Origin of the sequence: Bacteroides clarus, assembly GCF_015555825.1 — a bacterium.
Lineage (GTDB): Bacteria > Bacteroidota > Bacteroidia > Bacteroidales > Bacteroidaceae > Bacteroides > Bacteroides clarus.
Genome location: NZ_JADNLF010000004.1, coordinates 1 through 24378, shown reverse-complemented (window position 1 = coordinate 24378; position 24378 = coordinate 1). Strand labels below are relative to the sequence as shown.

Annotated in this window: 18 protein-coding genes and 1 pseudogene; 6 read left to right on the top strand and 13 right to left on the bottom strand. The window is 48.2% G+C overall.

The window, feature by feature from the left end:
- Positions 1-20 precede the first annotated feature (20 nt).
- From I2F54_RS05750 to gmd, 4 genes are all read right to left on the bottom strand, one after another.
- Positions 21-1679: a long-chain fatty acid--CoA ligase gene (locus I2F54_RS05750; protein ID WP_009120738.1), complete on the bottom strand. Its 1659-nt coding sequence runs from the start codon at positions 1677-1679 to the stop codon at positions 21-23.
- A 95-nt stretch (positions 1680-1774) separates the two neighbouring features.
- The gene (locus I2F54_RS05745; protein WP_195500709.1) at positions 1775-4156 is read right to left on the bottom strand and encodes a TonB-dependent receptor; all 2382 of its coding nucleotides are present in this window, start codon (positions 4154-4156) and stop codon (positions 1775-1777) included.
- 2 nt (positions 4157-4158) lie between these two features.
- Positions 4159-5241 carry a GDP-L-fucose synthase family protein gene (locus I2F54_RS05740; RefSeq protein WP_195500708.1) on the bottom strand — a complete coding sequence of 361 codons (1083 nt, stop codon included), beginning with the start codon at positions 5239-5241 and terminating at the stop codon, positions 4159-4161.
- A gap of 39 nt (positions 5242-5280) precedes the next feature.
- Positions 5281-6357: a GDP-mannose 4,6-dehydratase gene (gene gmd, locus I2F54_RS05735; protein WP_118047842.1), complete on the bottom strand. Its 1077-nt coding sequence runs from the start codon at positions 6355-6357 to the stop codon at positions 5281-5283.
- Between the two features lie 772 nt (positions 6358-7129).
- On the opposite strand from gmd, the gene I2F54_RS05730 reads away from it, so the two are divergent.
- The 3 genes and pseudogenes from I2F54_RS05730 to I2F54_RS05720 form a co-directional block, all read left to right on the top strand.
- The gene (locus I2F54_RS05730; protein ID WP_195500707.1) at positions 7130-8716 is read left to right on the top strand and encodes a DNA methyltransferase; all 1587 of its coding nucleotides are present in this window, start codon (positions 7130-7132) and stop codon (positions 8714-8716) included.
- Positions 8717-8992: 276 nt separating this feature from the next.
- On the top strand, positions 8993-10054 hold the full coding sequence (locus I2F54_RS05725; protein ID WP_195500706.1) for a TdeIII family type II restriction endonuclease: 1062 nt from the start codon (positions 8993-8995) through the stop codon (positions 10052-10054).
- Between the two features lie 134 nt (positions 10055-10188).
- A pseudogene (locus I2F54_RS05720) lies at positions 10189-10440 on the top strand (TrkA family potassium uptake protein); the annotation flags it as partial.
- Positions 10441-10575: 135 nt separating this feature from the next.
- Here I2F54_RS05720 and I2F54_RS05715 read toward each other — a convergent pair.
- The 6 genes from I2F54_RS05715 to I2F54_RS16170 form a co-directional block, all read right to left on the bottom strand.
- The gene (locus tag I2F54_RS05715) at positions 10576-12207 is read right to left on the bottom strand and encodes a hypothetical protein (RefSeq protein WP_195500705.1); all 1632 of its coding nucleotides are present in this window, start codon (positions 12205-12207) and stop codon (positions 10576-10578) included.
- 50 nt (positions 12208-12257) lie between these two features.
- The gene (locus I2F54_RS05710; RefSeq protein ID WP_195500704.1) at positions 12258-14549 is read right to left on the bottom strand and encodes a fimbrillin family protein; all 2292 of its coding nucleotides are present in this window, start codon (positions 14547-14549) and stop codon (positions 12258-12260) included.
- A 115-nt stretch (positions 14550-14664) separates the two neighbouring features.
- Positions 14665-15789: a fimbrillin family protein gene (locus tag I2F54_RS05705; protein WP_087413675.1), complete on the bottom strand. Its 1125-nt coding sequence runs from the start codon at positions 15787-15789 to the stop codon at positions 14665-14667.
- Between the two features lie 86 nt (positions 15790-15875).
- A complete protein-coding gene (locus I2F54_RS05700; RefSeq protein ID WP_118047863.1) occupies positions 15876-16856 on the bottom strand; it encodes a DUF5119 domain-containing protein in 981 nt (326 codons plus the stop codon).
- A 19-nt stretch (positions 16857-16875) separates the two neighbouring features.
- Entirely contained in the window at positions 16876-17289 is a 414-nt protein-coding gene (locus I2F54_RS05695; RefSeq protein ID WP_195500703.1) for a helix-turn-helix domain-containing protein, read from the bottom strand.
- A gap of 6 nt (positions 17290-17295) precedes the next feature.
- Complete coding sequence (locus I2F54_RS16170; protein WP_229097138.1) at positions 17296-19029, bottom strand: DUF3575 domain-containing protein; 1734 nt, start codon at positions 19027-19029, stop codon at positions 17296-17298.
- Positions 19030-19594: 565 nt separating this feature from the next.
- On the opposite strand from I2F54_RS16170, the gene I2F54_RS05685 reads away from it, so the two are divergent.
- Both I2F54_RS05685 and I2F54_RS05680 read left to right on the top strand, forming a co-directional pair.
- Positions 19595-20026 (top strand): hypothetical protein, encoded by a 432-nt coding sequence (locus tag I2F54_RS05685; RefSeq protein ID WP_087413673.1) that lies wholly within the window; start codon positions 19595-19597, stop codon positions 20024-20026.
- A 101-nt stretch (positions 20027-20127) separates the two neighbouring features.
- Positions 20128-22371 carry a VapE domain-containing protein gene (locus I2F54_RS05680; protein ID WP_195500702.1) on the top strand — a complete coding sequence of 748 codons (2244 nt, stop codon included), beginning with the start codon at positions 20128-20130 and terminating at the stop codon, positions 22369-22371.
- Positions 22372-22453: 82 nt separating this feature from the next.
- Here the strand turns inward: I2F54_RS05680 and I2F54_RS05675 are convergent, their stop codons facing one another.
- The 3 genes from I2F54_RS05675 to I2F54_RS05665 all read right to left on the bottom strand — a co-directional run bounded on the left by I2F54_RS05675 (position 22454) and on the right by I2F54_RS05665 (position 23351).
- Positions 22454-22798: a type II toxin-antitoxin system RelE/ParE family toxin gene (locus tag I2F54_RS05675; RefSeq protein WP_022218420.1), complete on the bottom strand. Its 345-nt coding sequence runs from the start codon at positions 22796-22798 to the stop codon at positions 22454-22456.
- Positions 22798-23040, bottom strand: a complete 243-nt coding sequence (locus I2F54_RS05670) for a hypothetical protein (protein WP_087413671.1) — start codon at positions 23038-23040, stop codon at positions 22798-22800. Before I2F54_RS05670 ends, I2F54_RS05675 begins: the two co-directional genes overlap by 1 nt.
- 74 nt (positions 23041-23114) lie before the next feature.
- Positions 23115-23351, bottom strand: coding sequence for a DUF4248 domain-containing protein (locus I2F54_RS05665; protein WP_009120811.1), 237 nt, complete (start codon positions 23349-23351; stop codon positions 23115-23117).
- Positions 23352-23648: 297 nt separating this feature from the next.
- Here I2F54_RS05665 and I2F54_RS05660 point away from each other — a divergent pair, with 297 nt between their 5' ends.
- Positions 23649-24131 (top strand): HU family DNA-binding protein, encoded by a 483-nt coding sequence (locus I2F54_RS05660; RefSeq protein ID WP_022218417.1) that lies wholly within the window; start codon positions 23649-23651, stop codon positions 24129-24131.
- Positions 24132-24378 lie beyond the last annotated feature (247 nt).

The following is a 24378-nucleotide window of genomic DNA, read 5'->3' as shown; positions in this document are numbered from 1 at the left end:
CCGCTATCCACTATTTCGTCTTATCCTTTTGCTTCCTGATACAAGAAGCGTTTGATGGACTTCTTGGGTGTCTTTTCAAATTCTTCGGGATATATCTTCATCTTGGAAATCTGACTGTAAGCAGGCAATTCCGCGTTCAGCGCAACACGGTTCTCTTCCATGACGCGTTCTATGTCGTCGTTGTTGAGGCCGTGTGCAAAGGCATCGTCAAAGTCGGGATATACCAGTCCTACGAGCTTTTCGTTCTGCTGTACGATGATGCTTTCGGATACGTACGGCAGGTTGTTCAGCTTATCTTCTATTTCTTCGGGGTAGATGTTCTGTCCGCTTGGGCCGAGGAGCATATTCTTGCTGCGTCCTTTGATGGTGACATTGCCTTCGGCATCCATCAGGGCGAGGTCGCCGGTATGCAGCCAGCCCTCTTTGTCCACCACTTCGGCGGTAGCCTCTTCATTCTTGTAGTAGCCCAGCATGACGTTGGGGCCGCGGCAGACAATCTCGCCGGGTACATTCTCCGGATCGGGAGAGAGAATCTTCACTTCCATGCGGGGAGCGGCCTTACCGCAGGAACCGGGCTTGAAGCGCGTCCAGTCTTCGTAGCAGATGATAGGGCCGCATTCCGTCATGCCGTAGCCTACGGTGTAGGGGAAATCTATCATGCGCAGGAACTGCTCCACTTCCTGGTTGAAAGCTGCGCCGCCGACGATGACCGCTGCGAAATTGCCCCCGAACGCCTGTATCATCTGCTCGCGTACGGTGGCTTTTATCTTGTCGTTGATGATGGGCACTTTCAGCAGCAGCTTCATGGTAGGGGTTTCCAGCTTGGGCAATACGCTCTTCTTGATAATCTTTTCGATGATGAGCGGTACGGCTACGATGAGGTTCGGTTTCACGTCGGCGAAGGCCTGGAAGATAATCTTCGGGCTCGGCATGCGGGTGAGGTAGTAGATGTGGCAACCCACGGAGAACTCATACAGGAACTCGAATGCCAGTCCGTACATGTGCGCCATGGGCAGCATGCATACCAGTTTGTCGCCGGCTTTCAGCGGCAGTACCTCGAAGGCGAACTTGGTGTTGGACCACAGGCTGCGGTAGGGCAGCATTACGCCTTTCGAGTAGCTGGTCGTACCGGAAGTATAGTTGATGACGGCCAGCTCTTCGGGTTGGTCTTTGTGGTAATCGATGTGTTCCTTGCGGAAGTTCTTGGGGAATTTCTTGCCGAACATCTCGTTGAGGTGCTCGCGGGCGTAAGTAACCCGTTCGTTGCGCGATACCAGCAGGGTGAAGTCGGTCATCATGAAGATGCCTTCCAGCAACGGCATGGCGCTTTCATTGAGGTTTTCCCATACTTGGTCGCCTACGAAAAGGAGCTTGGCTTCGGAGTGGTTCACGATGTTGTGCACATTGTCGGCCTTGAACTCGTGAAGAATGGGCACAATGACTGCGCCATACGTCAGTGTGGCGAGGAAAGTCACTCCCCAGTGCGAACTGTTACGGCCGCAGACAGCGATTTTATCGCCTTTCTTGATGCCGCTCGCTTCAAAAATGATATGCAGCTTTTCTATTTTGCGGGCTACATCCTTGTATTGCAGGGTTGCCCCTTTATAGTCGGTCAGGGCGTCCAGGTCCCAGTTTTCCTTTATACTGTTCTCTATATAGGCGATAAAACTTTGTTCCATTATTATATTGCACATTTAGTTGAAAATTGTGCAAATATAAGGGTTTATATAGAGAATGCAAACTTTTAGGGGAAAATAGTACTCCGGCGGATTTCCTAAAACTCTACGGTAACGCCCAGGGTAGGCAACAGGGTTCCGCTTTCCTGTTTGAGGTATTTCATCTTGTAACGTTGTTCGGACGCGGGGGCGGCGGGGTTTTCAATGACGCCTGTGCTCATGATGACATCCGGCTGCTTCAGTTTGCTGCCGGTCACGTTTTGCAAGTCCAGATAGAGCCCCACCATGCAACGGCGGAAGTAGAAAGACTTGTCCACACGCACATCCAGTTGGGCGAAGTCGGGAAGCCGCCCGGTATTGTAGAGCGAGTAGTCGTAATAAGGCTGTCCTTTGGCATCCCAGGCCTGGACGAGCGATGATTTGTCCTCATCGTAGGGAGTGTAGGGCGCACCGCCTATGTAGCTCACCTTGCCGCCTATGCTCCAGCGCTTAGGCAGGTTGTACGTGCCGCTCATGTTGAGGATGAAACGGTTGTCCCATGCGGACGGAATGTAATCGTCTCCCGAATGGTTGCGGTATTCGCTTTTGTAGAGGGTGAAGGAAGATACCAGGTTGAAGCGGCCGGAGACCTGCCACCTGAACATGGTTTCCAGGCCGTATGCCCTGCCGTCGGCGGTAGAAGCCAGCGGTTCATTGCCTACCACGCCGTAGTCGTTGCCTTTGCAGGCCAGCGGGATGTTATCTTGCAGGGAGAGGGGAATACGGTTGTAACGCTTAAAAAAGCCTTCGGCGGAAATCATGATACGGTCGTGCAGATGCCAGTCTGCGCCGATGCTGCTTTCCATTACCCGCATATATTTCAATGCTTTGTTGAGGTAGGTCCCATCGTTGTTTTTGTAGCCCAGCGCCGTATAGGGCGGCAACTGGTGGTAAAGCCCGGCGCTTCCGTTCAGAATCCATTGCTCCGACAGCTTGTACGAGGCGGAGAGGCGGGGAGACAACTGTTTCCACAATTGTTTCATGCCGCGGTTGTAGTTGTTGCCGTCCACGCGGATGCCGGCGGAGAGGGTGAAACGGTTGTCGCGGGTGGAATAGTCGGACGAGAAGAAAGCTCCCCAGCCGATGATATTGAGCGAGGTTTTGTAGAGCGAGAACGGACTGTCGGTATTATTCGTATAGCCGGAGTTGGTAAGTTCCGCACCCTCTTTCAAAGTCCATTGTCCGAGACGGGTCCGGTTCTCGAACAGGGCGGTGGTTTTCTGTTCTACCGAACGGAGACGCAGGGTAAGGTTGTCTTCGGAAGAGTCATCATTATTCCGGTACTTCAGGTTACGGTTGTTCAGATAGTTGTGGCTGAGGGTGACGGACTGCGTGTGCTTTCCGGCGTAATGCCTGTACACGGCTCCTACGGTGAAAGTCTCCTGATGGATGGTAGGCAGGTAGCTGAGCAGGTATTCGGCGTCTTCTCCTTTTTCGTCCGTATTCAGCTTCATTTTGTCGATGCCTGTCAGGGCGAGTACGGTCAGCTCGTCATGTTCCGTCAGCCTGGTTTTTATTTTGAATTGCCCGTCTATGAAGTTGGGCAGGAAAGGCAGCCCTAATGCTTTGAATAACAGTTGCAGGTACGACTGGCGTACGGAGAAAAGGTAGGTGGTGCGGTCATTGAAATGTCCGCTGCCGCTCAGGGACACTTCGGATGCTCCGAGGGTTGCCTTGAAAGTCTGCTTGTCCGGGTTGCCGTCACGAAGCCGGAAGTCGAGCACGGAACTCAATGCTCCGGAGCGGTTGGCGGGGAATGCGCCTGTATAGAATGTAATCTCCCGTACGAGGTCGGCGTTGACGATGCTTACCGGGCCGCCCGACGCGCCTTGCGTGGCGAAATGATTGATGTTAGGTATCTCGATGCCGTCCATGTAGAAACGGTTTTCGGAAGGTGAGCCGCCCCGTACGATAAGGTCGTTTCGGTAGCCGACAGGAGAGAATGACACGCCCGGATAGGCGCGTACTATGCGGGAAATATCCCGGTTGGCTCCGGGACTTTTCTCGATTTCCTGCAAGCCGATGACACGCATGCTTACAGGGCTTTCTATGCTTCTCCGGAAAGGAGAGGGCGTAACCACGACTGCCGTCAGCAGATTGGCGTCTTCTTCCATCTCTATTTCGATGAACGGAGTAGAGGCGGAGACTATATATTCCGGGCTGGATGCGGTGACGTATCCTATGCACGTAGCCTCGAAACGGTATATTCCCGGCGGTACCTGCTCGATGCGGAATACGCCGAGCGAGTCGGTGGAAGCCCCTTTGCCCGGAAGGCCCGTTACCGTTACGTTGGCGTAGGCGACGGGCTTTCGGGAGTTCTTGTCAATGACTTTTCCCCGGACAGGGTAGGTTGTGGCAGCGGCTGTCGCCACTGCCGGGACGATGCAAAAGAGGAGCATCAGCCATACGATGCCGCCGATGTGCCGGAGTTTTACCGTCATGCTTATTTATCGTTGCTTAAATACCAGCGGTACATCCGCTCTACACCTTCCTCGATGTCTATCTTATGCTGCCAGCCCAACGCGTGCAGTTTGCCGGGGTCGGTGAGTTTGCGCATGGTGCCGTCGGGTTTGCTGCTGTCGAAAGTGAGCTTTCCGCGATACCCCACGGTGTCCGCAATCAGTTCGGCAAGGCGGCGGATGGTGATTTCCTTGCCCGTACCGATGTTGATGTGGCAGTTGCGGATATCCTTCTCTCCGGTTTTGCAGGTATCTTTAAAGTCCACGTGCTCCATGACGAATACGCTGGCGTCCGCCATTTCCTCACTCCAGAGGAATTCACGCAGCGGCGTTCCCGTACCCCATAACTTGACTTCCCCTTCGCCGATGCCGTATTTGGCAAGTATGTTCAGTATCTCTTCGTTGCTGTTGCCGCCGTCGATACCTTCTACGGGGCGCAGGTTCATGTCGCGGCGTACGGCATCCCAGTCGCCTTGTTGCAGGCAGTGGGCCAGGTGTACCTTGCGAATCATGGCGGGCAGTACGTGGCTGCGTTCCAGGTCGAAATTGTCGTTGGGTCCGTAGAGGTTGGTGGGCATGACGGCGATGTAGTTCGTACCGTATTGCAGGTTGAAGCTTTCGCACATCTTCAGCCCGGCAATCTTGGCAATGGCATACGGCTCGTTGGTATATTCCAGCGGTGAGGTGAGCAGGACGTCTTCTTTCATCGGCTGCTCGGCGTCACGCGGGTAGATACAGGTGCTGCCCAGGAAAAGCAGTTTCTTCACGTTGTGGCGGAAGCTCTCGCCAATGACGTTTTGCTGTATCTGGAGATTCTTGTAGATGAAGTCGGCGCGGTAGATGCTGTTTGCCATGATACCGCCTACGAAAGCGGCGGCGAGGAACACGTATTCCGGTTGCTCCTCATCGAAAAAACGGCGTACGGCGACTCCGTCCAACAGGTCGAGTTCTTTATGGGTTTTGCCTACGAGGTTGGTGTAGCCTTTCTCCTGCAAGTTTTTCCAGATGGCGGAACCTACCAGTCCGCGATGCCCTGCGATGTATATTTTTGCGTTCTTGTCTAACATTGTAATGAATGGGATGGTTTCTGAAAATTAATTATTTGGTTAAATCTCTTTGCTTCTCAAATGCAGTTTCCGTACGAACTTCATGTCATGCTCCGCCATGATGCGCACCAACTCTTTAAAGCTCGTCTGCTGCGGGTTCCAGCCCAGTAACGTTTTGGCTTTGGTGGGGTCGCCCAGCAGTTGTTCCACTTCGGACGGACGGAAGTATTTGGGATCTACTTCCACCAGTACTTTGCCGGTTTTGCAGTCGATGCCTTTCTCGTCTGCGCCTGTGCCTTCCCAACGAAGCTGTATGCCCGCTTCTGCAAAGGCCAGCGTGGCAAACTCGCGTACGGTGTGCATCTCTCCGGTGGCAATCACGAAGTCTTCCGGTGTGTCGTGTTGCAGGATGAGCCACATGCATTCCACGTAGTCGCGGGCATATCCCCAGTCACGGCGTGCGTCGAGGTTTCCCAGATACAGTTTGTCTTGAAAGCCTTGGGCTATGCGTGCGGCGGCCAGTGTGATTTTGCGGGTTACGAATGTTTCGCCGCGGCGTTCGCTTTCGTGGTTGAAGAGGATGCCGTTTACGGCGAACATGCCGTAGCTTTCACGGTAGTTCTTCGTAATCCAGAAGCCGTATTGTTTGGCTACGCCGTACGGGCTGCGCGGGTAGAACGGGGTAGTCTCTTTCTGGGGCACTTCCTGTACCTTGCCGAACAGCTCTGATGTAGAGGCCTGGTATATCTTCGTTTTCTTTTCCAGTCCGAGGATACGTACGGCTTCCAGCATGCGCAGCGTGCCTATGGCGTCTGTCTCGGCGGTGTATTCGGGCACGTCGAAAGATACTTTTACGTGGCTCTGTGCGGCGAGGTTGTATATCTCGTCCGGTTGCACCTGCTGGATGATGCGTATCAGCGAGCTGCTGTCCGTCATATCTCCATAGTGCAGGTTGACGGTACGTTTCTGCTTCATGTCACGCACCCATTCGTCAAAGTACAGATGCTCGATGCGTCCGGTGTTGAAGGAAGATGAACGGCGCATGATGCCGTGCACTTCATAGCCTTTCTGCAATAGGAATTCTGCAAGGAACGAGCCGTCCTGTCCGGTGATTCCGGAGATTAGAGCTTTTTTCATTTATCTTTAATTTTGTATGACCGTTGTTTTGAACGAGCAAAATTCGCTATTTTTTGCGAGATGGCAAAATATAGCTGGGAAAATGCAATAAACTCCGGCATAATTAGTAAAATGTCGAAGTGTACTTTAAGTTTTGAAACAGACATGTCAAAACCTATGGTAAAGAATCAACAGCTCTGTAAAACGAGGTCTTAATGAACGAAAATATGGAACACTATGAGATAGCTGCATTGAATTGTGTTGTGATGAGAGCAAGTTTGTGCAAGTATTGTTTGCACAAATAATCATAATATCATTTATCACTGTATTCCCAATGTTGTATATTGGGGTAAACAGACTTACTTTTATGGGTAAAAGTAAACGTAGCTTTTGATTGACTAATGTGCAGTTGACTGGATAATTATCAATATAATTCTTTGAAAAAGGACAAAAAATCTTGCGTTATACGGGTACCTTCAACGAGCATATGTCAGTTACAGCTGATATATTAACCACTCTTCTTCAAAATATGCAAAGATGTTGTCTGAATATCATTTCTTTTGATAAAGTGTTGTAATTCAGATGGTAACTGTTTGTGGCAAAATAAAAATTTTCAGAGAATTCGTCTATAAATAAAAGAAAATAGTAACTTTGTTGTCAATTAGCATGGATATGGAAAACGGTTATTTGCACATGATTTAACGTTATGGGGAGCTACTCTGATAAATAGTGATAGTTCTACTGTTTTTTATTTACTTTGTTCTTGCTATATTTCAAATAATAAACGTTGCAAATGAGTGAAGATTTAATAAGTATAAAAGATGCCAGTTTGTGGGCCTCTGAATTTTTGAATAAGGAAGTAACACCTTCTAATATAAGTTATCTTGTTAATTATGGAAAGATAACTAAATTTGGAGAAAATGGTAGTACTCAGGTTTCTAGGGCAGAATTGAAAGAGTATTACCAGAAACTTAGTAAAAAAGAAGAATTGTGGAAAGAAAAATTAGGTGATGATCTTAATTGGAAACTTTCTTTTGAAAGTTTAAAAGAATCAGAAACGACAAAACATGTTCATAGACTTCATCCCTATAAAGGAAAATTCATACCTCAGCTTGTTGAATATTTTCTAGATTCTCATGTTGATGATTTTAAAAAAGAAGTGTATTTTAAAAAGGGAGATATTGTTTTAGATCCATTTTGTGGAAGTGGTACAACTTTAGTTCAAGCTAATGAATTAGGGATACATGCTATTGGTGTTGACGTATCTATATTTAATACATTGATTTCAAATTGCAAAATAAAAAAATATGACTTTAAGTTGTTGGAAAGATATATTAGCGTCATCACTAAAGGTTTAGATGAATTTGATAAAAAAAATCATACTTCTGCTTTTGAGAAAGAACTTTTGGAAGAACTTGCTATTTATAATAAAGAATTCTTTCCTTCTCCTGAATATAAAGCTAAGGTACAAAAAAAACTTGTTGATGGGAAAAAATATGGAAAGGAAAAAGAGTTAGAATTTCTTGATAAGTATAATAACTTAATCAAAAAACATAAGATAGAATTATTGACTTCTGGAGAAGATAATTTTATAAACAAGTGGTTTATAAAACATGTAATCAATGAGTTGGAGTTTGTTGCTAATGAAATAGAACAAGTCGAATTACCGGAAATAAAAGAAATTCTTAAAATAATCTTGAGTAGAACAATGCGCTCTTGTAGGGCTACTACTCATTCTGATTTGGCTACTCTAAAAGAAGCTGTTACGACAACATATTATTGTACAAAACATTTTAAGATATGTAAGCCATCATTTTCAATATTGAAATGGTGGAGAACTTATAGTAAAGATACAATTAAACGTTTAAAACAATTTGATTCTGTTCGAACTCAAACTAATCAAATATGCTTGACAGGAGATAGCCGATCGATTGATATAATTGAAAAACTAAATCTTGTAGACTCTAATTTTGCAAAGGATGTAGTAACAAAGAAAATCAATGGAATCTTCTCAAGCCCTCCATATGTAGGTGTTATTGATTATCATGAACAACACGCATATGCTTATGATTTATTCGAACTAGAGAGAAAAGAAAGCTTAGAAATAGGTCCGTTATATAAAGGTCAAGGCAAAGCTGCTCAACAAAGTTATGTGGAAGGTATAGTAAAAGTGTTGCTTAATTCCAAAAAGTATTTAATTGATAATTATGATGTGTTTTTAGTTGCAAATGATAAGTATAATTTATATCAGGAAATTGCAACTAAGGCTGGGATGAAGATTGTAAATCAGTATAAACGACCTGTATTGAATCGCACAGAGAAAGATAAAAATGCGTATGCTGAAATCATATTTCATTTAAAAGACAAAAATGGTGAATAAATTAAGTATTGTTAGTGAAGTTATTAAGAAAATAATTACATCTATGATGGATAGAGTAATTATAATTGGAATTTCCCCGCTAGGTAGTTCAACATGAAAGAGGATAAAGTTGTGCTAATTAGAAATGAATTTTGGGATCTTATCGGGGGAGAGGGAACATACTATTATTCATCAATGAAATTAACAAAATAGGGGTTGAATATAAGTCTCAGGTTTATAAAGATTATTTAGGAATTACTCCACCTAATCAAAGTTGTTCATTTAAATTGTAAGAAAATGGCTATATCAAATCAGAAAAAAGAACAAATAGCAGAAGTTGTTATCAAAATATTATACTCTCGTTTTGAGAGTTTTCCTCAAGATGCATCAGGAAATAGAAATGCACCTTTTCATGAAGCATTTCTTAATGCTTTCTCTGATAAATTTGATGAAAAAGTAACAGACATTCCATTCTTCATAAGTATGAGCAGTTGGTTACATGGATTAAATACAACAATGGGACAAACTTTCTTTGAATCAGTTGCACATATATTAAGTGACGGGGATAAAAGAGAATTTACATCTGGAGCTGGGCGCGCTGGTGTACTTCAAATAACATCACAACAGAAAAAAGCGGCAAGTGATATTATTACTAAACTTAGTAATAGTGAAGCAACACCGAATTTAGATAATTCTAATTCATTATTATTTGTCCCAGACACACCTCCTTTTACTAATGCGATAGATTTTTCAGCAGATGTGTTTTTAGAGACTAATGATGAAATCATTGCAATTGAGTTGAAATCGGTAAAACCCAATAGTGGGGAAATGAGAGGTGAAAAACAAAAAATATTAGAGGGGAAAGCTGCTTTATACAGACATTATCCAGGTAAAGATATAAAATTTTATATTGGATTTCCTTTTGATCCAACTACTGATCCGAATGATCCCACTAGTTATGATAAAGTACGTTTTACAGCATCTATAATAAATATGGATAAATATTTTGATCATAGAGAGGTGCTCTTAGCTTCTGAGTTATGGGACTATTTGTCTGGTGATACATCTACAATGGAGCAAATTTTATCTATTATAAATAGCATAGCAACACCTACGTTTATGGCTGATTTTGCTTTTTTATGTGACAATTCTAATCGAAAAATTGATAAACAAAGATATAGGCAGTTACTTGAAAAATGGCATTTGGCATCAGAGTTAGAGGTTTTGGATAACCAAGAAGCTATCTTAGAGAAGATAGGGACAAATAAAAGGTTACAGAAAGTTTATTATAAATCGATGTTTTGTAGTAATAAATCTTATAATAAAGAACGGGCATTGACATTAATGAGGCTATTATGACATTTTATTCTCTGGGTCTTAATCCGAGGCTCACTTCGGGGGCATAGTGACTATAATACTGCTGTAATAACCCTTTTTAGAAATCATTGTCCTCAAAGGGAAGAATCTCGCTTATGGTGAGGGGTTGTCATCTGTTGGAATTTGGCGTGGATATTGAAACTTTCATCGGCTATGGTGTCAATGAATTGAAGCTCGATAATGAATTCGGTTTGAAGCTGCTTGCGCTGAAACGTGCCGAAACGTTGAAAAACTGTCTGGGCATCTCTTTCATAGAGCATGATGTTGTAAACGAGTTGCCGGATAACGACCAGATACAGGCAGGAGACCAGCTGGTGTGTTATGGACGGTATCAGGACTTCCGGAAGTTCTGGAAGGTGCTGTGGTAATCGGATGCCTGAATTCATCCTGTTCGATACAAGAATGGACGAACGGCGGAATAAATTGGAGAACGGAAAAGTTTCGTTTCCCAATTTATTCCGCCGTTCTCAGTGCATGTCATATCAGCCTCACGCTATAATGGACTAAAAAGCCAAAATCGCCCAGGAATACGTGCCGTTAGGGTCTGAATAGCGGTCATGTTTGTTAAGGCTTGATATTCGTTGGCTTACGGGAGTGGCTGCTACATCTAATACCAGTACGGACAAACTTGTATTCGCGCTATCTTCCGAAGACGACCAGTACCGTCTATGGTCGGGAATAATGTTGTGTAATAAATCCTTCTGCTGCCAAATTTCATACAATTGTCCGATGGCGGGCAGGAACCAGCCGCTGCTTGTCGCTGGGGCTGCTACTTGCGTTTCATAGGCTATTTTGGCATAATAAGTGGCCGGGTATCCGTCAAAGTTTTCAGGATCGAGTCCTGAGCCGTTAGCAGTGGCATAATCATCGATTTTTTTGGTATATAAATATCCGCTCCAGTCTTTTTCGGGATAGGAGCCGTTGTTGGATACACTGCATCCTACAACAGGGCCGGGGACGCCCCACCGGCATTCAGCGCCCACGTCTTTTAAAGCTATCACATAGGCCTGGCATTTATCCTGACGGATGCCGGTGTTTCTGTAGTTGGATGTATCATAATCTGAATGGCCTACGGCGAATACGATGCCGATACATGTTTTCCCTGCGAGGGGCGGTACGTTTTCTTGCAGGCAGGTGCCGTCCGTCAGTAGCCGGTAGCCACCGTCGCTCCAGGTGCCGTCGCTGTAATAGTAGTCGCCTACATGGATATCTCCGTCGGGACGGACGTGGCCGCCTCTGCCGCTCATGTCAAGAAAATAGGAGCTGTTGGCTCGGGTGTTGGTTAGGGCTATGACCTTATGATTGGATGTTGCAAGGTTTATTTCACCGGGAAATACGTAATACACTCCGTTGTCGGAAATGAAATCCGTTTTACTGACGGTGGTGATGCTGAAACTGCCTTTGGCGGGCTGTATGTCTATGCTTTGGGGAATATTTGCAAGGCTGGAAGTGGGGGTAATGCCATTGTCCATTCCGGCTACTTCCACCCGTACCTGCGTGCTCAGAAAGGTTAGATTTATGGGTTCGGCAGGGGCTGTGACCTTAATGTTTTTGGTACTCGCTTTCATTATGATGCTGTTGTCCGCAAGAGTCATGGTGTTACCGGACAGCGTACCTTTGGCGTAGATTGCTTCCACATTGACGTTGGCGCCTGCCGGGGCGGAGATGGGCGGGGTGAGCGCGCTCCATTTTTTTGTACTGCCGTTGTATGTGGCGGTGGAGTAGGCGTACGTGGTACTTGTGCTGACGGTTATTGCTGCGGCGAGATATATCTTGTCGTTATTCTCCCAGGACACGGCTTTGCCCGAATCCGCGATACGGGTATGGGGACGTGCATGCGAGTAGTCCCTGCCTGACGGCTGAGCGGCGGTGTTGCCGCTGCCTGCTGTCATTTCCTGAAAGGGCAGGGGCTCGTCTATGATGAAGGTGAGAGGTTGCAAGATGGCGGCGGAAAACTCGTCCTGTTCCGTGCAGGCGGTACAGAGCCATAACAGGCCTATGCCGCACCATATGAATAGACTGTGTATATGGCTTGTGTTGCGTGCACGGAATGTGTTACGTACACAGTGTATGCCGTGTGCACCATTGCATACGTTGCGTTTACTGTATGGGATATGTAAAATATGCTTTTTCATCGTTACGCTGTTTTTAGGATAAAGACATGGTATCTGCAAAGACATAACGCCTATAACGACGTCATATCTACATAATAGTTTATTTCGGGGTATGTCGGATCGGCCGGAGTCTGCTTCCAGAAATTATCGCTGTCCCAATTTATGATGTAAAGCATCGGGGGCATCGTATAGTATGCATTGATGGAAGAGTCGTACTTGGCGCATCTGAATGTTTTGGATGATTTAATCTTGCTGCTTGGTCTGAGAATTTCTTGTACCGTTTTCCCGCCTAATGTATTGCAGGAATAAGATGTTGAATTCGGGCTATCAGAGAACTCATAGCAGCTTATTTTATAATTGAAATAGCTTGTTCTGGGCAGAACCGAGCCGTCTCCATAGCAGTATCTGAATGTCGAATAATCTAGGGGTGTAAAACCGCCGAAATTAACAGTACCTATATTACCCTGCGAATCTATATCGGGGTACGTAAGGGAAAGTGTCGTATAACTATAACAAGATGTACACAGAACAGCGTTGACAGTGCCTATAAAACCGCCTGCGTTTACTGTTCTGGTGTCACCGCTGCTGGCCATTCCGCTGAAAGAGAGCGCTATGCTTCCTAAAGAATAGGAACCGTAAATATCGCCGCTATGGGCATCGCCGCCTAAAAATCCGCCGACTGTGACAATATACCCGGCGTTTGCGGGAATAGGTCCCAGCTTTATATTGCCTGAAGACCAACAGGATGCGATTCTGCTTTTGTTTGTTGACATGTAGCCCACTAATCCTCCTATGGTGCAGGCATTCATGGCGGCTGACGAGGTGTGATTGTAAATACCTCCTTCCCCTATATCGACATTGGCATGGCATAAGATTATTGAAGCATCCTTTGCATCTCCTATCAGCCCGCCTGTTATGTACGGCTGGCCGCCGTCGGCATTACATGAAACTTTCCTGATTTTTCCGGTGGCGGAACAATAGTTTACTTGCGTCTCTTGGTCGACCGTTCCTGCCAGTGTTCCTGTGTAGGTTACAGGAGACCCGACCGTTATATCTGCGTCGCGCAGATTTATACCCACCAGCAGAGACTGAATTACCTGTCCGAAAAGGCCGATACCCTGGCTTGTCTTTCCGGTTTTTATCTTTAAATTTTTTATGGTATGTCCGTTCCCGTTGTATACTCCTTGAAACTCGACATTATATCCTATCGGTGTCCAGTCGGTGGCATCGTTGGAGAAGTTTTTCGAGGTAGCGAGGTCTTGTATGTCGATGTCCGCTACTTGTAAAGCTTTGATGGGACGGATTCTACTGTTATTCACATCATTGCGGAATTGGGCGAGGTCTTCGGCGGTGGCTATGATATAGTCATAGTCGGTGTCGGAAGGGATAGGGACTTTCAGTTCGTCCCATGTTATGTCGGAGTTCACCGTGATGGCGGTTATCTGGTTGTTTTGTATCGTCAGGGTGTAGCCTATGGCTTTGCCGGACAGCCAGTCGTTGGGGGTGACGTTGGGCAGGGTGGCTGTTACGGTTGTGGAGCCGCTTCCATCGGCATAGGTCAGCGTCACCTTCGTATCGTTCGGGTGCGAGGGTATCAGGAAGAATTCTTTTACGGTCTTTGCCGTGCCGTCGACCGCTATGCTGACGGTGGCCGTGCAAGTGCTTTTGCTTGTACCGATGTTCTCCGCGGCGACCGCGGTGTTGGCGTCGTTTATGCTGAAGTCGGCCGATGAGGCGCACTCGGTGCTGATACCGGTTATGGTTTTGGAGTCACTGCCGCCCGTCTTTACTTTAAAGACCACCTTGGTCATGGCGTGCTTCATGGTGAACTGCACGGGGCCATGAGTATTGGTACAGTCCGTTACGCCTGTGGAGAGCAGCAGGTCGAGTTCCCCTTGGGGGGCGGAATAGCTGATAACGGGTCTGCCCGGGGCGTTGAAGGCGGTGGGTTTCGCTATCCGTATCTTGTCGTTGGCGTTGCCGGAAACGGCGGCGGTATGGGGCGCGTAAGCGAAGAATGATACTTTCTCGTTGGCGTTGGCAGGCCAATACCTTACGGGGCTGTACGTCCAGACGCCGCCCGTTTTCTTCACCGATTGGTTGTACAGGTGGTTGGGAGTGGAACTGCCGTTGCTGAAGTTGCCGGTACCCGTAAAGTAGGCGAATACGCCCATTTCCGTAAGGTTGTCGGTGGTGGCTTCGGCACGTGTGCCGGGTTCCGCTTCACTGCTTGCTACGGTGGTGGAGAAACCAATCTCCCGGGTGGACATAAGGCTTTCGTCCTTGCTGTCGCAGCCGGCGCACAGGGTGCACAGCAGCGGAATCAGGATGTACGCGCCTTTCATTCTTCTCGTCATATTCATTGCTTGCTTCTTTTACTGAAAAAGTTTGTTGTGTGCCCGGAGAAGGACATTCAACCTTGACCGGGCGATGGGAAATCGTCTTATTATCGTTTCATTATCGTTTCGTTACATCGGGTTATTGAACGGTTACGGGTGTGTCGCTTTCCGTTCCCCAGCCTTCTACGGTAGTTACGTTGAAGGAGATGGCGTTCAGGCTCACCGTGAAAGTGAATTTTTGGGCTGTGCCTTTCTTGAAAACACCGGCAGGCAGGTTCACTGTCTTTTCCACCGAGGATTTGGTGTGGGTAGCGGCACCTGTCTTGTTCACCATGTCGTATGCGATTTTTACCTGTACATCACCGGCCGCGGCTGTGCCTGTGGCATTGCTCACCGGGAGCAGGAACAGGTATTCATTGGCGGGGAATAGCGATGTGGCGGTTGTTCCGGCGGAAGATATGTCGATGGAGCTTGTGGTGTAGCCTGCGAAGTTGGCTGCCGTCAGGTTCAATATGCCGTTGGATGAGGCTGCCGTCAGCGCATAAGGAGATGCCAGATAATCCGACGTATTGCTTGCCCACGTCAGGGCTTTCATGTCCAGCGTGCCCTTGCTGTTCAGCTTGCTGGTATGTATCAGCGATACGGCTGTGATGAATACCTTTGTGTCGGTGTTGGCGCTGATGTCCGTACCCGTTTTGGCTTCCATGGCCACTCTGGTCAGTTGGTGCAGGAACTTGAAGTTTACCGTGCCCGAAGTCGAATTCTTGTCCATCGTATTGTTGGAACCGTCCGTAGGATCGGATACTACCAGGTCTACCATATTCTTTTGGTTGGTTTGCAGCTCAAATTTTACTTTCGGGTTGTTGCTTACGTCGGCGGACACCGGTGTGATGCCGTTGCTGCCCGCATAGGGGGCGTAGGCGAAGAACGAGATTTTGTCGTTGGCGCCTGCCGGCCAGAATTTTACGGGGCTGTATACCCATGCGTTGCCGCTGCTGTTCCATGTCACTTTCTGGTTGTTCATGAATTCGGACTTTGCTCCGGCGGTGCTGTAAGCTCCGTTGGTCTGGTACGCCATCACCCCGAAGCCGGAAGTCTTTACAGCGGGAAGCCCGTTTTCCGCTCCACGGGCTTGCGCCGCGGTGTAGGTGTCGAAACCGATAGGCTTGTTGGCGTCCGGGTTCTGTTCGGTAATCTCATTTTCCGAACATCCTGCCAAGGCCATTACGATGATGGCCAGTGAGAATAAACTCTTTGCTTTCATAACTGAATGTTGTTTTTAGATTGATAAATTATATCTTTAAATTTGTATCTTTAGCTTTGCGTCTTTAGGTTGATGAGCCGTATTTCTTAAATCGGAATCTCTGTATCGTTCTCTTGTCCCCATTCGTCTACATTGGCGTTGAATCCGGAGTCTTCCGAGATGGTTACGTCGGGCAGAGGTTCGGTGATGTCGGCTTCTATATGCAGGGTGGTGACGCCGCTGCCGTCCGCCTCTTCGTTCGCTTCGATGTTCTCCACTTCGCGCTCTATAACGGTGGTGTTGTCTTTCAGCAAGGCTCTTACCTTGATTTGCACTTCTTCGGTAGAGGGCAGTCCGAAGAGGTGGATGGTGCCGCTGAGCGTGCCGTTGGCGGCGAAGTCCTCGTCCGGGGTGATGTCCTCTACTTCAAACTCCTGCACGCCTTTCTCGGCGTTGTCCGTATTGCCGTCGTGCAGGTAGATGGAGAGGGGCACGCCGCTGAGTTGGCACGTGGCCTGCTTGAGGTTGTTGATGCCCGTGATGTGCAGCTTTACTTTCACCTTGCGGGTGAGGGGCAGGGGAGTGAATTGCAGCCGGCAGGCTCCGTCGGGACAGTCGGCCACGCTGCGTGCTCCGGCCGGGGCGTAGTTGCCCAGCATGTTGTCCGTCACTTCAAAGTCGCGTATCACGGCAGAGGCCAGCTTGCCGGGCGCCGCGGTGATGATTTTCGTTCCGTAGCGCGTCTCCGTTTGCAGGGCGTAGGCTTCGAGGGTGTGCAGTTGCTCCTGTCCCCGGAATGCCATTGTGCCGAACTCGTCGAACGAACGGTTGAATAGTATGGCGTCGTAGCGTCCATCGGGCAGGCGTACGGTAGTTTGCGTACGGTCTCCCATCAGTACGACGCGCGGTGTGCCTCCGTCCTGCGGATAGAAAATCAGGGTGGCTCCGTATTGGTTTTCTTCCTGCTGGTCGGCACGGCTCCAGTCGGCCGTCACGGTTATTTCGGCCTCCGTATAGAAGGTCAGTTCCCTTCGTTCGCAGGACGCCAGCCAGAGCGGCAGTAGCAAAAACAAAACTGTATTCTTCATTTATTTCTGTGTTTTAGTATTAACAATCTATCAGTTTTATTTCCGACAGATAGAGCCTTGTAATATAGTTGACCACTCCCAGTTTCTGCGCCATCTTTCCGTAGCGGGTGTAGAACGCTTCGGATGTGGGGTGGTTGCAGTTCAGGTGTCCGTTTATAGCTTCGAGCACTTCGAGCAGGGAGATTTCGCATAACGGGCGGCACAACTTGTAGGAACAGGTGGTGTATGTATCGGCGTCGGCATCTTCGGTTGCCTTTTCGTTTGCCTTTTCGGTTGCCTTTTCCTTGCGGCATATCATTCCTTTCTGTTCGAGGCGTGTGTATATGTATCGCAGCTCTTCGGGAGAGGTGCAGTGGCCTATCGCTTCATGCGGTTCGTGCATGGCGATGTCGTGCAACAATGTTATTGCTATTTGAGTAAGAGGGGATAGCATATTCTTTTATTTTTTGTTTTTTCCTGTAATCAGCCAAACGAGTGATATTTTCAGTTTTGTGGGGCCCAGCCAGGTGTACTCGCCGTTTTCCTGCCAGAGCAGGGTCCGGTGGTTGTCTCGGGAGTGGTAGTGGCGATAGTCGGTTCGGAGCATTCCGATGCCGATGTTGTATTCCAGTCGGAGATTGCGGGCGATGCTGTGGGCGTAGCCGTAGCTCACTCCGGCGGCAATGAAGAATTCTCCCTGATAGCCGTTCTTGTCCCATTGCAGGTCGTATTTTCCACCGCCCGCGTAGAGGCCGATGAAATGTCCGGTGAGTACGTCGCGTCCGCTCCTTTTGCCCGGCCGGTAACGGACTTCCAGTCCGCCCATGAGTATTTGCAGGCAGTATCTGTCATCGTTTATCAGCCACCAGGGGAACATGTATTCTCCGTTGAGCGACCAGCGTTTGCCTATGGGGACTTCCACTTCGATGTTGGGCATGAGCGCCGCATCAAAGAGGAGATTGGTTTTTACTGCGAAGAGGGGGCGACGGCGGGATTTGCCGGGTGCTATTGCGTTGGCGCTGCCTTTTGTTGGGGTATTGCCTGTTACTTGCGTGCTACCGATGATTTCTGTGTTGTCTGTTAGTTCTGTACCGTTAGCGTTTGTATCATTGCCTTTCGCAACTCTTACACCGTTTATGACTTCTGTACCGTTTGCGTTTGTATCATTGCCTTTTGCAGCATTTACGCCGTTTACAGTTTCTGTACCGTTAGCGTTTGTAACATTGCCTTTTGCAACATTTACGCCGTTTACAGTTTCTGTACCGTTAGCGTTTGTATCATTACCTTTTGCAACTCTTACACCGTTTATAACTTCTGTACCGTTAGCATTTGTATCATTACCTTTCGTAACCCTTACACCGTTTATGACTTCTGTACCGTTAGCGTTTGTATCATTACCTTTCGTAACTCTTACACCGTTTATAACTTCTGTACCGTTAGCGTTTGTGTCATTGCCTTTCGCAACTCTTACACCATTTACGACTTCCGTATCATCCGTAATCTCCGTTCCGTCTGCCTTTTGGTACTCTTTCCCGTTATTACCCTGAGCATCTGCTACAAGCCTGCTACCCTGCTGTGCATGCCTTAGCGGCCGCATATAGACGGTGCATATAGATGCGTTTCTCAGTTCAGGCAAAATCCATTGGCTTATATGCCGATACGGAATACCTGTATTCAGCTTCTTCAAGAGAGCCTCTTTCCGTTTTTCGCCTGTATTCAGCTTTAATATCTGCAATATTTCGTCCCGGCAGGGCAGGAGCGTGTCGTTCAGTGCGACATCACGCAGGGCATCCCAGCTCTCCGCCTGCGCAGAGGTGCGGATGCGGTACTGGTTCAGTCCGGGGTATTTCCAGACCAGATACCCTTTGACGGCCTGTGCGCGTCGCAGAGCGAGACGCCGGTTGTAATCGGCGTCTCCTTCGGGTGAGGAAAAGGCTTGTATGCACACGGAATCTATCCGGGATACACACAGGCTGTCTGCGAAGATTTTGTGCATGGCGGCAAGTATCCGGTTATTGTCACGATATCCGTAGTCGACCATTGAGCGGTCGAAGCGGAAATGCAGTACGAGTTCTGTCTTTTGTTCGGTATCGGCGCTGAAGACCTCTTTTTTTGTCTCTCGCGCTTCCTGTGAATATATCGGAAAAGGCAGTACCTGCATAAACCCAATGATTAACAAAGGTTTCAGGTTCATAAATGTTATTTGTTTGTTTGCTTGTTTACTTGCTTTTCAGGGCAAAGTGTTTATTAAACGTACGTCTGAAAAACACCTTTTCGGGGCTCTCTTTCAGCCCCGCCCTTTATACTTATTCCTTTGTCAGAGTACTATTTTTATTTCGGATGTAAGCGTCTGTTCCACAACATATTGAAAAATTATTTTGCTGTCATCCAAAATTAATATTATCAAAATAATTTGGTATTATGAAAAGTATGCGTATCTTTGTGTTTATCAAACGTACGTTTAAAAAACACCTCCGTTTTCGTTGAATTTTCGTTACAACACTCCCCGCCGTTATTTCTCTGTTCTTTACAACTTTTCCCTGATGATACAAGTTTCATATATATAGTACATGCGCGTGTGCGCACGCACGGGCGTATTCTTTCTTTTTTTTCGGTTAAAAATCGCCGATTCATTAGAGAGGGGGATATACCCTCCTGCCTTTCTTCACGGTGTCGGCGATTTTTTTTATTCTCAACAAGTTTCCGGCGATTGTTTTGCCCGCGTTTAATAAATGTTTAAATTTGCCTGTTAATATTAATTGAAGCCTTTAAATGTTAAACGAAAAAAGAGAAAAGAGTATGAAAAGTGCTATTTTAAAAAAGCGGAGTTTGTAGATTGCGACCGTTATGTGTTTGTTTCGAAGGATGAAAAGCTCGACGTATCCCGCATCGTTGCGGGGATTGACCTGATGCTTGACGGCAAGGTGCACGTGGATACGGGCAAACAGCTTCTGTTCGAGGCCGTTGCCTGCCAGATACACGGCCATCAGACGGCGGGATGTCCTGATTTAAGTATAAGCCGCGAGGTGAGGGGCTGGGCTCATATTCTGCACGCGTTCTGCTTTGTGGAGAAAGACCGCGACCGTAGTTCGGAGATGAAGGAACAGTCCATCGAAACGGCGCTGTACAATACCCTTGCCCGTCTTTTCCCGAAAGAGGAGCAGGGCGCGTCCGATGAGCGTCCGAAATAAGTGAAGCGGATAGTCCTTTCCTGTGGAGAGGACTATTTTCGTATCCGGGAGCGTACGCTTATCTTTGTTCCCGCCGATAGGGCAAACTAAAACAAACATCGATGAAAGACCTCATGATTACCGCTTACAGCGGCTTCTCCACCGTTTCCGGCGAAACGAACCTGACTACCGTGATAACCAACATCCGCAACGGCGCCTACTTCCATACGGTTCGGAAAGTGGAGCAGCAGTTGCGTCTGGGCGACCTCTCCAAAGCGAACGCCATTAAGAAGCAGCTCCCTTTTTTTACGCTCACGGGAAACTACTCCGCCTTGCGGCAGCCTTACAGCCTGCTTCGCTACAACCCCGTCATCACCGTGGACGTGGACGAGCTGGCGGACGACCGTGTGGATGCCGTCCGCCGTTTGCTTGAGGCCGACGCCGATGTTGTGGCGTGCTTCCTCACGCCCAAGCGGCACGGCTTTAAAATCTTCCTTTACCTGCGCACGGCGTATGCCCGCCGTCTGCGCAAGATGACCTTCTCCGTGCCTTTCATCACGTACGCGGAGCTTGAGAACCATCATGCGCTGATGTACGAGGCCGCCCGTCTGTACGTGGAGCGTCTCATCGGACTTCCGGTGGACGTGAGCGGTAAGGATATCGGTAGGGGCTTCTTCGCTTCGTTCGATGCGCAGGCGTATTTGAATACGGCTCTGCTGGGGGAGATTGAGGAAGTGACGACCCGGGTGCTCGTGCCCGGGAAGACGGAGAGGAAGAAGAAAGGGACGGGAGATAAGTCGGTGGAAGACGGGCTGACGGGGAAACTGCCGGACGAAACGGCGGATAACGGAACATTGCAGGGCAAGAAGAGTGACAGGCCGCGGCGTGACGACGCTTCCGCCCTGTCTGCCGAAATAGCCCCCTGGCATCTCATGGAGTATAAAAAGGCGCTCAACACCACCCGCCGTTCCGAGGTTTTCCGTAAGGGTAACCGTGACAATTTCCTCTTCATACTGGGCAACCGCTGCTTCCGCAAGGACATCCCTCAGGAAGTTGCCGTGCTCCTTGCCGAACGTGACTTCCGGCAGGATGACCTGGACGTTGCGGGGGCTATCGGCAACGCCTACCTGTACGTGAGTAAGACCTGTGCGGCCGAGAAGGCGAAAGAGGACAAGGTTCCCGTCGTCAGCCGCGTCATGGATTTTCTTTCGCTTCGCTACCGCTTCCGCCGCAATACGGTGCTGGACCGTCTGGAGTTCTGCGAGCAGGACGGTGCGTGCGGGACGGACTCCCTTACCGCTTCTCCCGTTTTCAGCCCCCTGCGGAGCAAGGATTTGAACTCCATCTACGTAAGCCTGCTGACGGACGGCATCAACTGCTCCCTGAACACGCTGAAGGCCATTGTCGACTCCGACTACGCAACGGCGTTCAATCCCTTTGAGGATTATCTGCTCAATCTTCCCCCGTGGGACGGCGTAACGGACTACATCGGCGAACTGGCCGATACCGTACGGACGGAAGACGGGAAGTTCTGGCGCGAGAGTTTCCGCCGCTGGCTGGTAGGTTCGGTAGCCTGCGCGCTGTATGAGAAGAAGGTGAACCAGCTCGTGCTGATACTTTTCGGCGGTCAGGGCAAGGGTAAGAGCACGTGGATAAGCCGTCTGCTTCCGCCCCAGTGGCGCGAGTACTACCACACGGGCATGATATGTCCGGACAGCAAGGACGACATGCTGCTGCTTTCCACCCGCTATCTCATCAACATGGAAGAGTTTCAGGGTGTGAAGGCGGCCGACCTTGCGGGGCTGAAGCGTATCATCACGCAGGAGAGCGTGACGCAGCGCAAGGTGTACGATACGCAGGCTTTCTGTTTCGCGCGGCACGCCTCGTTCATCGCGAGTACCAACAAGCGGCAGTGCTTGCAGGACATCGACGGCAACCGGCGTTTCCTGCCCTCATCGGTGCTTTCGGTGGATTATCGGCGTCCCGTGAATTATCAGGGGGTGTATTCGCAGGCTATGTCGCTGCTGGGCAGCGGCTTCCGGTATTGGTACGAGGGCGACGAGATAGACGGGCTGAACACTCATAACGAGCGTCACCGGATGAAGGACCCGGTGGAAGAGAACCTGTTCGTCTTTTTCCGCCGTCCTCTGGCTGAGGATTTGTCTGTTCAGTGGATGCCCGCTTCCGCCATCCTTACCCATCTTACGATTTACGGTAAGGTGCAGGTGAACCGGCAGACGCAGCAGGAGCTGGTGCAGGCGCTCGAGAAGTATGGTTTTGCGACGCGTACGAACGGTCAGGGCAGTACGGAGTATGAAGTGGTGAAGTTCCAGTCGGACGAGGTGGAACGTAACTTCCGGCAATAGGATGTATATCAAAAAAAGTTCTGCCTATGTTGCAACTTCCGTTTGATGTACGGCAAACGGGATTGGCGGCATAGGCAAAATATTATTCTTTTCCGTAGGGAGAGGATGGTTCACAGACTTCGAGAGGACAGGATTTTAAAGTGTCGGGATTTCGGTAGGTATGCCAAAAGAGATGTATTCTAATAATCTCTCCTTTGATAGAATAGATTACTTTATAAGGCTTTACAAAAATAAATCTGTATTCATGCTCTTTATCGGTGAGCAGCCATTCAATGCTTCCTGCCAAAGGATGCTGTTTTAATCCGTTGATGTTCTCTCTCAGCTTCTGTATATATCTTAAAGCGGTTTGAGAACCGAAGTTACTTTTTCCGTATTGAAAGATTTCTTCAATCTGATACCGGGCTTTAACGTCGTATCGTATAATCATTACCGCAGTGAGTTAAAAAGCTCTTCCATTTGTTCCTCACTGATGTATTCTCCTGCATCAAACCGCTTTTCAGAAGCTTGCAGGTGTTGCTTTACCTCACTGAAATTCATCCGGCAGGGTGCATTATGTCCCGTACCTTTCAATATGATTTCTTTTATATCGTCCAGCACTTCTTTGTTGTCAATGCTCAATACTTCCCTTGCCAATTCTGCCTTATAAGCTTCTAATTCTAAGGTATTCATAATTACTTTGTTTTGTACACTGACAAAGATAGGTAAAAAACTCGGTATATGTTTGATGTCGGTGGTATTGTTTTTTACGGCTCTCCCAGCGTCTCTACAATCAGCCTCACCTGCCGCCTCGTATAGCGGTGGTCTCCCCTTGCTTCTCCCGACCTGTACATGGCCTCGTACAGTTCGGGATTTCTTTGTATCCAGTACCTCATCTTGCGCATGGCGGGCACAAGCGGCATATCGGGATTATATAAGTGCGCCAACTCCGATTTTCTGTAAGAACGGATAATGAAAGGTTCTTCAATGCAATGATTCTCCATCTCTTTGTTATGATTTTAAACGTTTTATGATTACTGTTTTTTTGTTTGAGCCATCTCTCGGATATACCTCAAATATACGGAAAAAATACGGACTACGGAAGTGAACCGCACATTATAATCACTTGAAATCCAACTATCGACATACATATACCGCCGCACCCATGTACGACAAAACAGCGGTGCGTATTTCCGTATCTTTGTCCTACGGAACAAGAGAGGGTATGGTTAACCGCCAATTGCGCACCCCGGCTCAGTCTCCCTATTTTTTAATTTTTAATTCTCAATTCTCAATTTACTATGGCAGTACCATTTAAGAAAGTGGGTTATCGGAAAGACCCGAAGAATAAAAATTCCGAGATAGTGTTTCATCCCCGCCTCGTTACGATGGGTCAGACAATGACGCTGGAGAGTATCGCGTACGAGATGAAAGAGAAAAGTTCCCTTTCTTACGGGGATATCAAGAGTGTGCTGACGAACTTCGTGGAAGCGATGCGGACGGCGTTGTATAACGGTCATTCGGTGAATATTCAGGAGTTCGGCGTGTTCAGCCTTTCGGCGCACTCGGCGGGAGTGGCGGATGTAAAGGATTGTACATCCAAGAATATCAGGACGGTGAAGATAAACTTTCGGGCTTCGAGCAGTGTGAAACCGAATCTGACGTCTACGCGTGCAGGGGAGAAGATTGAATTTCTCGATGTACAGGCGGCCATGGACGGAGAGACAGGCGGCGGTGGCAACGGCGGCGGAAACGACGGAGAAGAAGAGAATCCGTTGGGCTAAGAACCCGCCGGACTGAAACAGGGTAAAAGACAGGACAGAACGGATTTCAAGCCTTATCCCGTTATTGAAAGCCCGTCTGCCCGTCCGTACCCTATCCCCTGATAACATTTCAATAAATTTTCATTATTATAAATAACCCATAAGTAAATATTGAAAACCAGTTTATATCAAGATAGTATAAGCCGATTATGCGTATTTACTTAACTTAACCCCAATTATTATGTCAACAAAATCAACCTGGTGGGAC

Excerpts from the sequence above, each read along its gene's own strand:
- I2F54_RS05750 (WP_009120738.1), bottom strand. The coding sequence starts at position 1,679 with ATGGAACAAAGTTTTATCGCCTATATAGAGAACAGTATAAAGGAAAAC.
- I2F54_RS05745 (WP_195500709.1), bottom strand. The coding sequence starts at position 4,156 with ATGACGGTAAAACTCCGGCACATCGGCGGCATCGTATGGCTGATGCTC.
- I2F54_RS05740 (WP_195500708.1), bottom strand. The coding sequence starts at position 5,241 with ATGTTAGACAAGAACGCAAAAATATACATCGCAGGGCATCGCGGACTG.
- gmd (WP_118047842.1), bottom strand. The coding sequence starts at position 6,357 with ATGAAAAAAGCTCTAATCTCCGGAATCACCGGACAGGACGGCTCGTTC.
- I2F54_RS05730 (WP_195500707.1), top strand. The coding sequence starts at position 7,130 with ATGAGTGAAGATTTAATAAGTATAAAAGATGCCAGTTTGTGGGCCTCT.
- I2F54_RS05725 (WP_195500706.1), top strand. The coding sequence starts at position 8,993 with ATGGCTATATCAAATCAGAAAAAAGAACAAATAGCAGAAGTTGTTATC.
- I2F54_RS05715 (WP_195500705.1), bottom strand. The coding sequence starts at position 12,207 with ATGAAAAAGCATATTTTACATATCCCATACAGTAAACGCAACGTATGC.
- I2F54_RS05710 (WP_195500704.1), bottom strand. The coding sequence starts at position 14,549 with ATGAATATGACGAGAAGAATGAAAGGCGCGTACATCCTGATTCCGCTG.
- I2F54_RS05705 (WP_087413675.1), bottom strand. The coding sequence starts at position 15,789 with ATGAAAGCAAAGAGTTTATTCTCACTGGCCATCATCGTAATGGCCTTG.
- I2F54_RS05700 (WP_118047863.1), bottom strand. The coding sequence starts at position 16,856 with ATGAAGAATACAGTTTTGTTTTTGCTACTGCCGCTCTGGCTGGCGTCC.
- I2F54_RS05695 (WP_195500703.1), bottom strand. The coding sequence starts at position 17,289 with ATGCTATCCCCTCTTACTCAAATAGCAATAACATTGTTGCACGACATC.
- I2F54_RS16170 (WP_229097138.1), bottom strand. The coding sequence starts at position 19,029 with ATGAACCTGAAACCTTTGTTAATCATTGGGTTTATGCAGGTACTGCCT.
- I2F54_RS05680 (WP_195500702.1), top strand. The coding sequence starts at position 20,128 with ATGAAAGACCTCATGATTACCGCTTACAGCGGCTTCTCCACCGTTTCC.
- I2F54_RS05675 (WP_022218420.1), bottom strand. The coding sequence starts at position 22,798 with ATGATTATACGATACGACGTTAAAGCCCGGTATCAGATTGAAGAAATC.
- I2F54_RS05670 (WP_087413671.1), bottom strand. The coding sequence starts at position 23,040 with ATGAATACCTTAGAATTAGAAGCTTATAAGGCAGAATTGGCAAGGGAA.
- I2F54_RS05665 (WP_009120811.1), bottom strand. The coding sequence starts at position 23,351 with ATGGAGAATCATTGCATTGAAGAACCTTTCATTATCCGTTCTTACAGA.
- I2F54_RS05660 (WP_022218417.1), top strand. The coding sequence starts at position 23,649 with ATGGCAGTACCATTTAAGAAAGTGGGTTATCGGAAAGACCCGAAGAAT.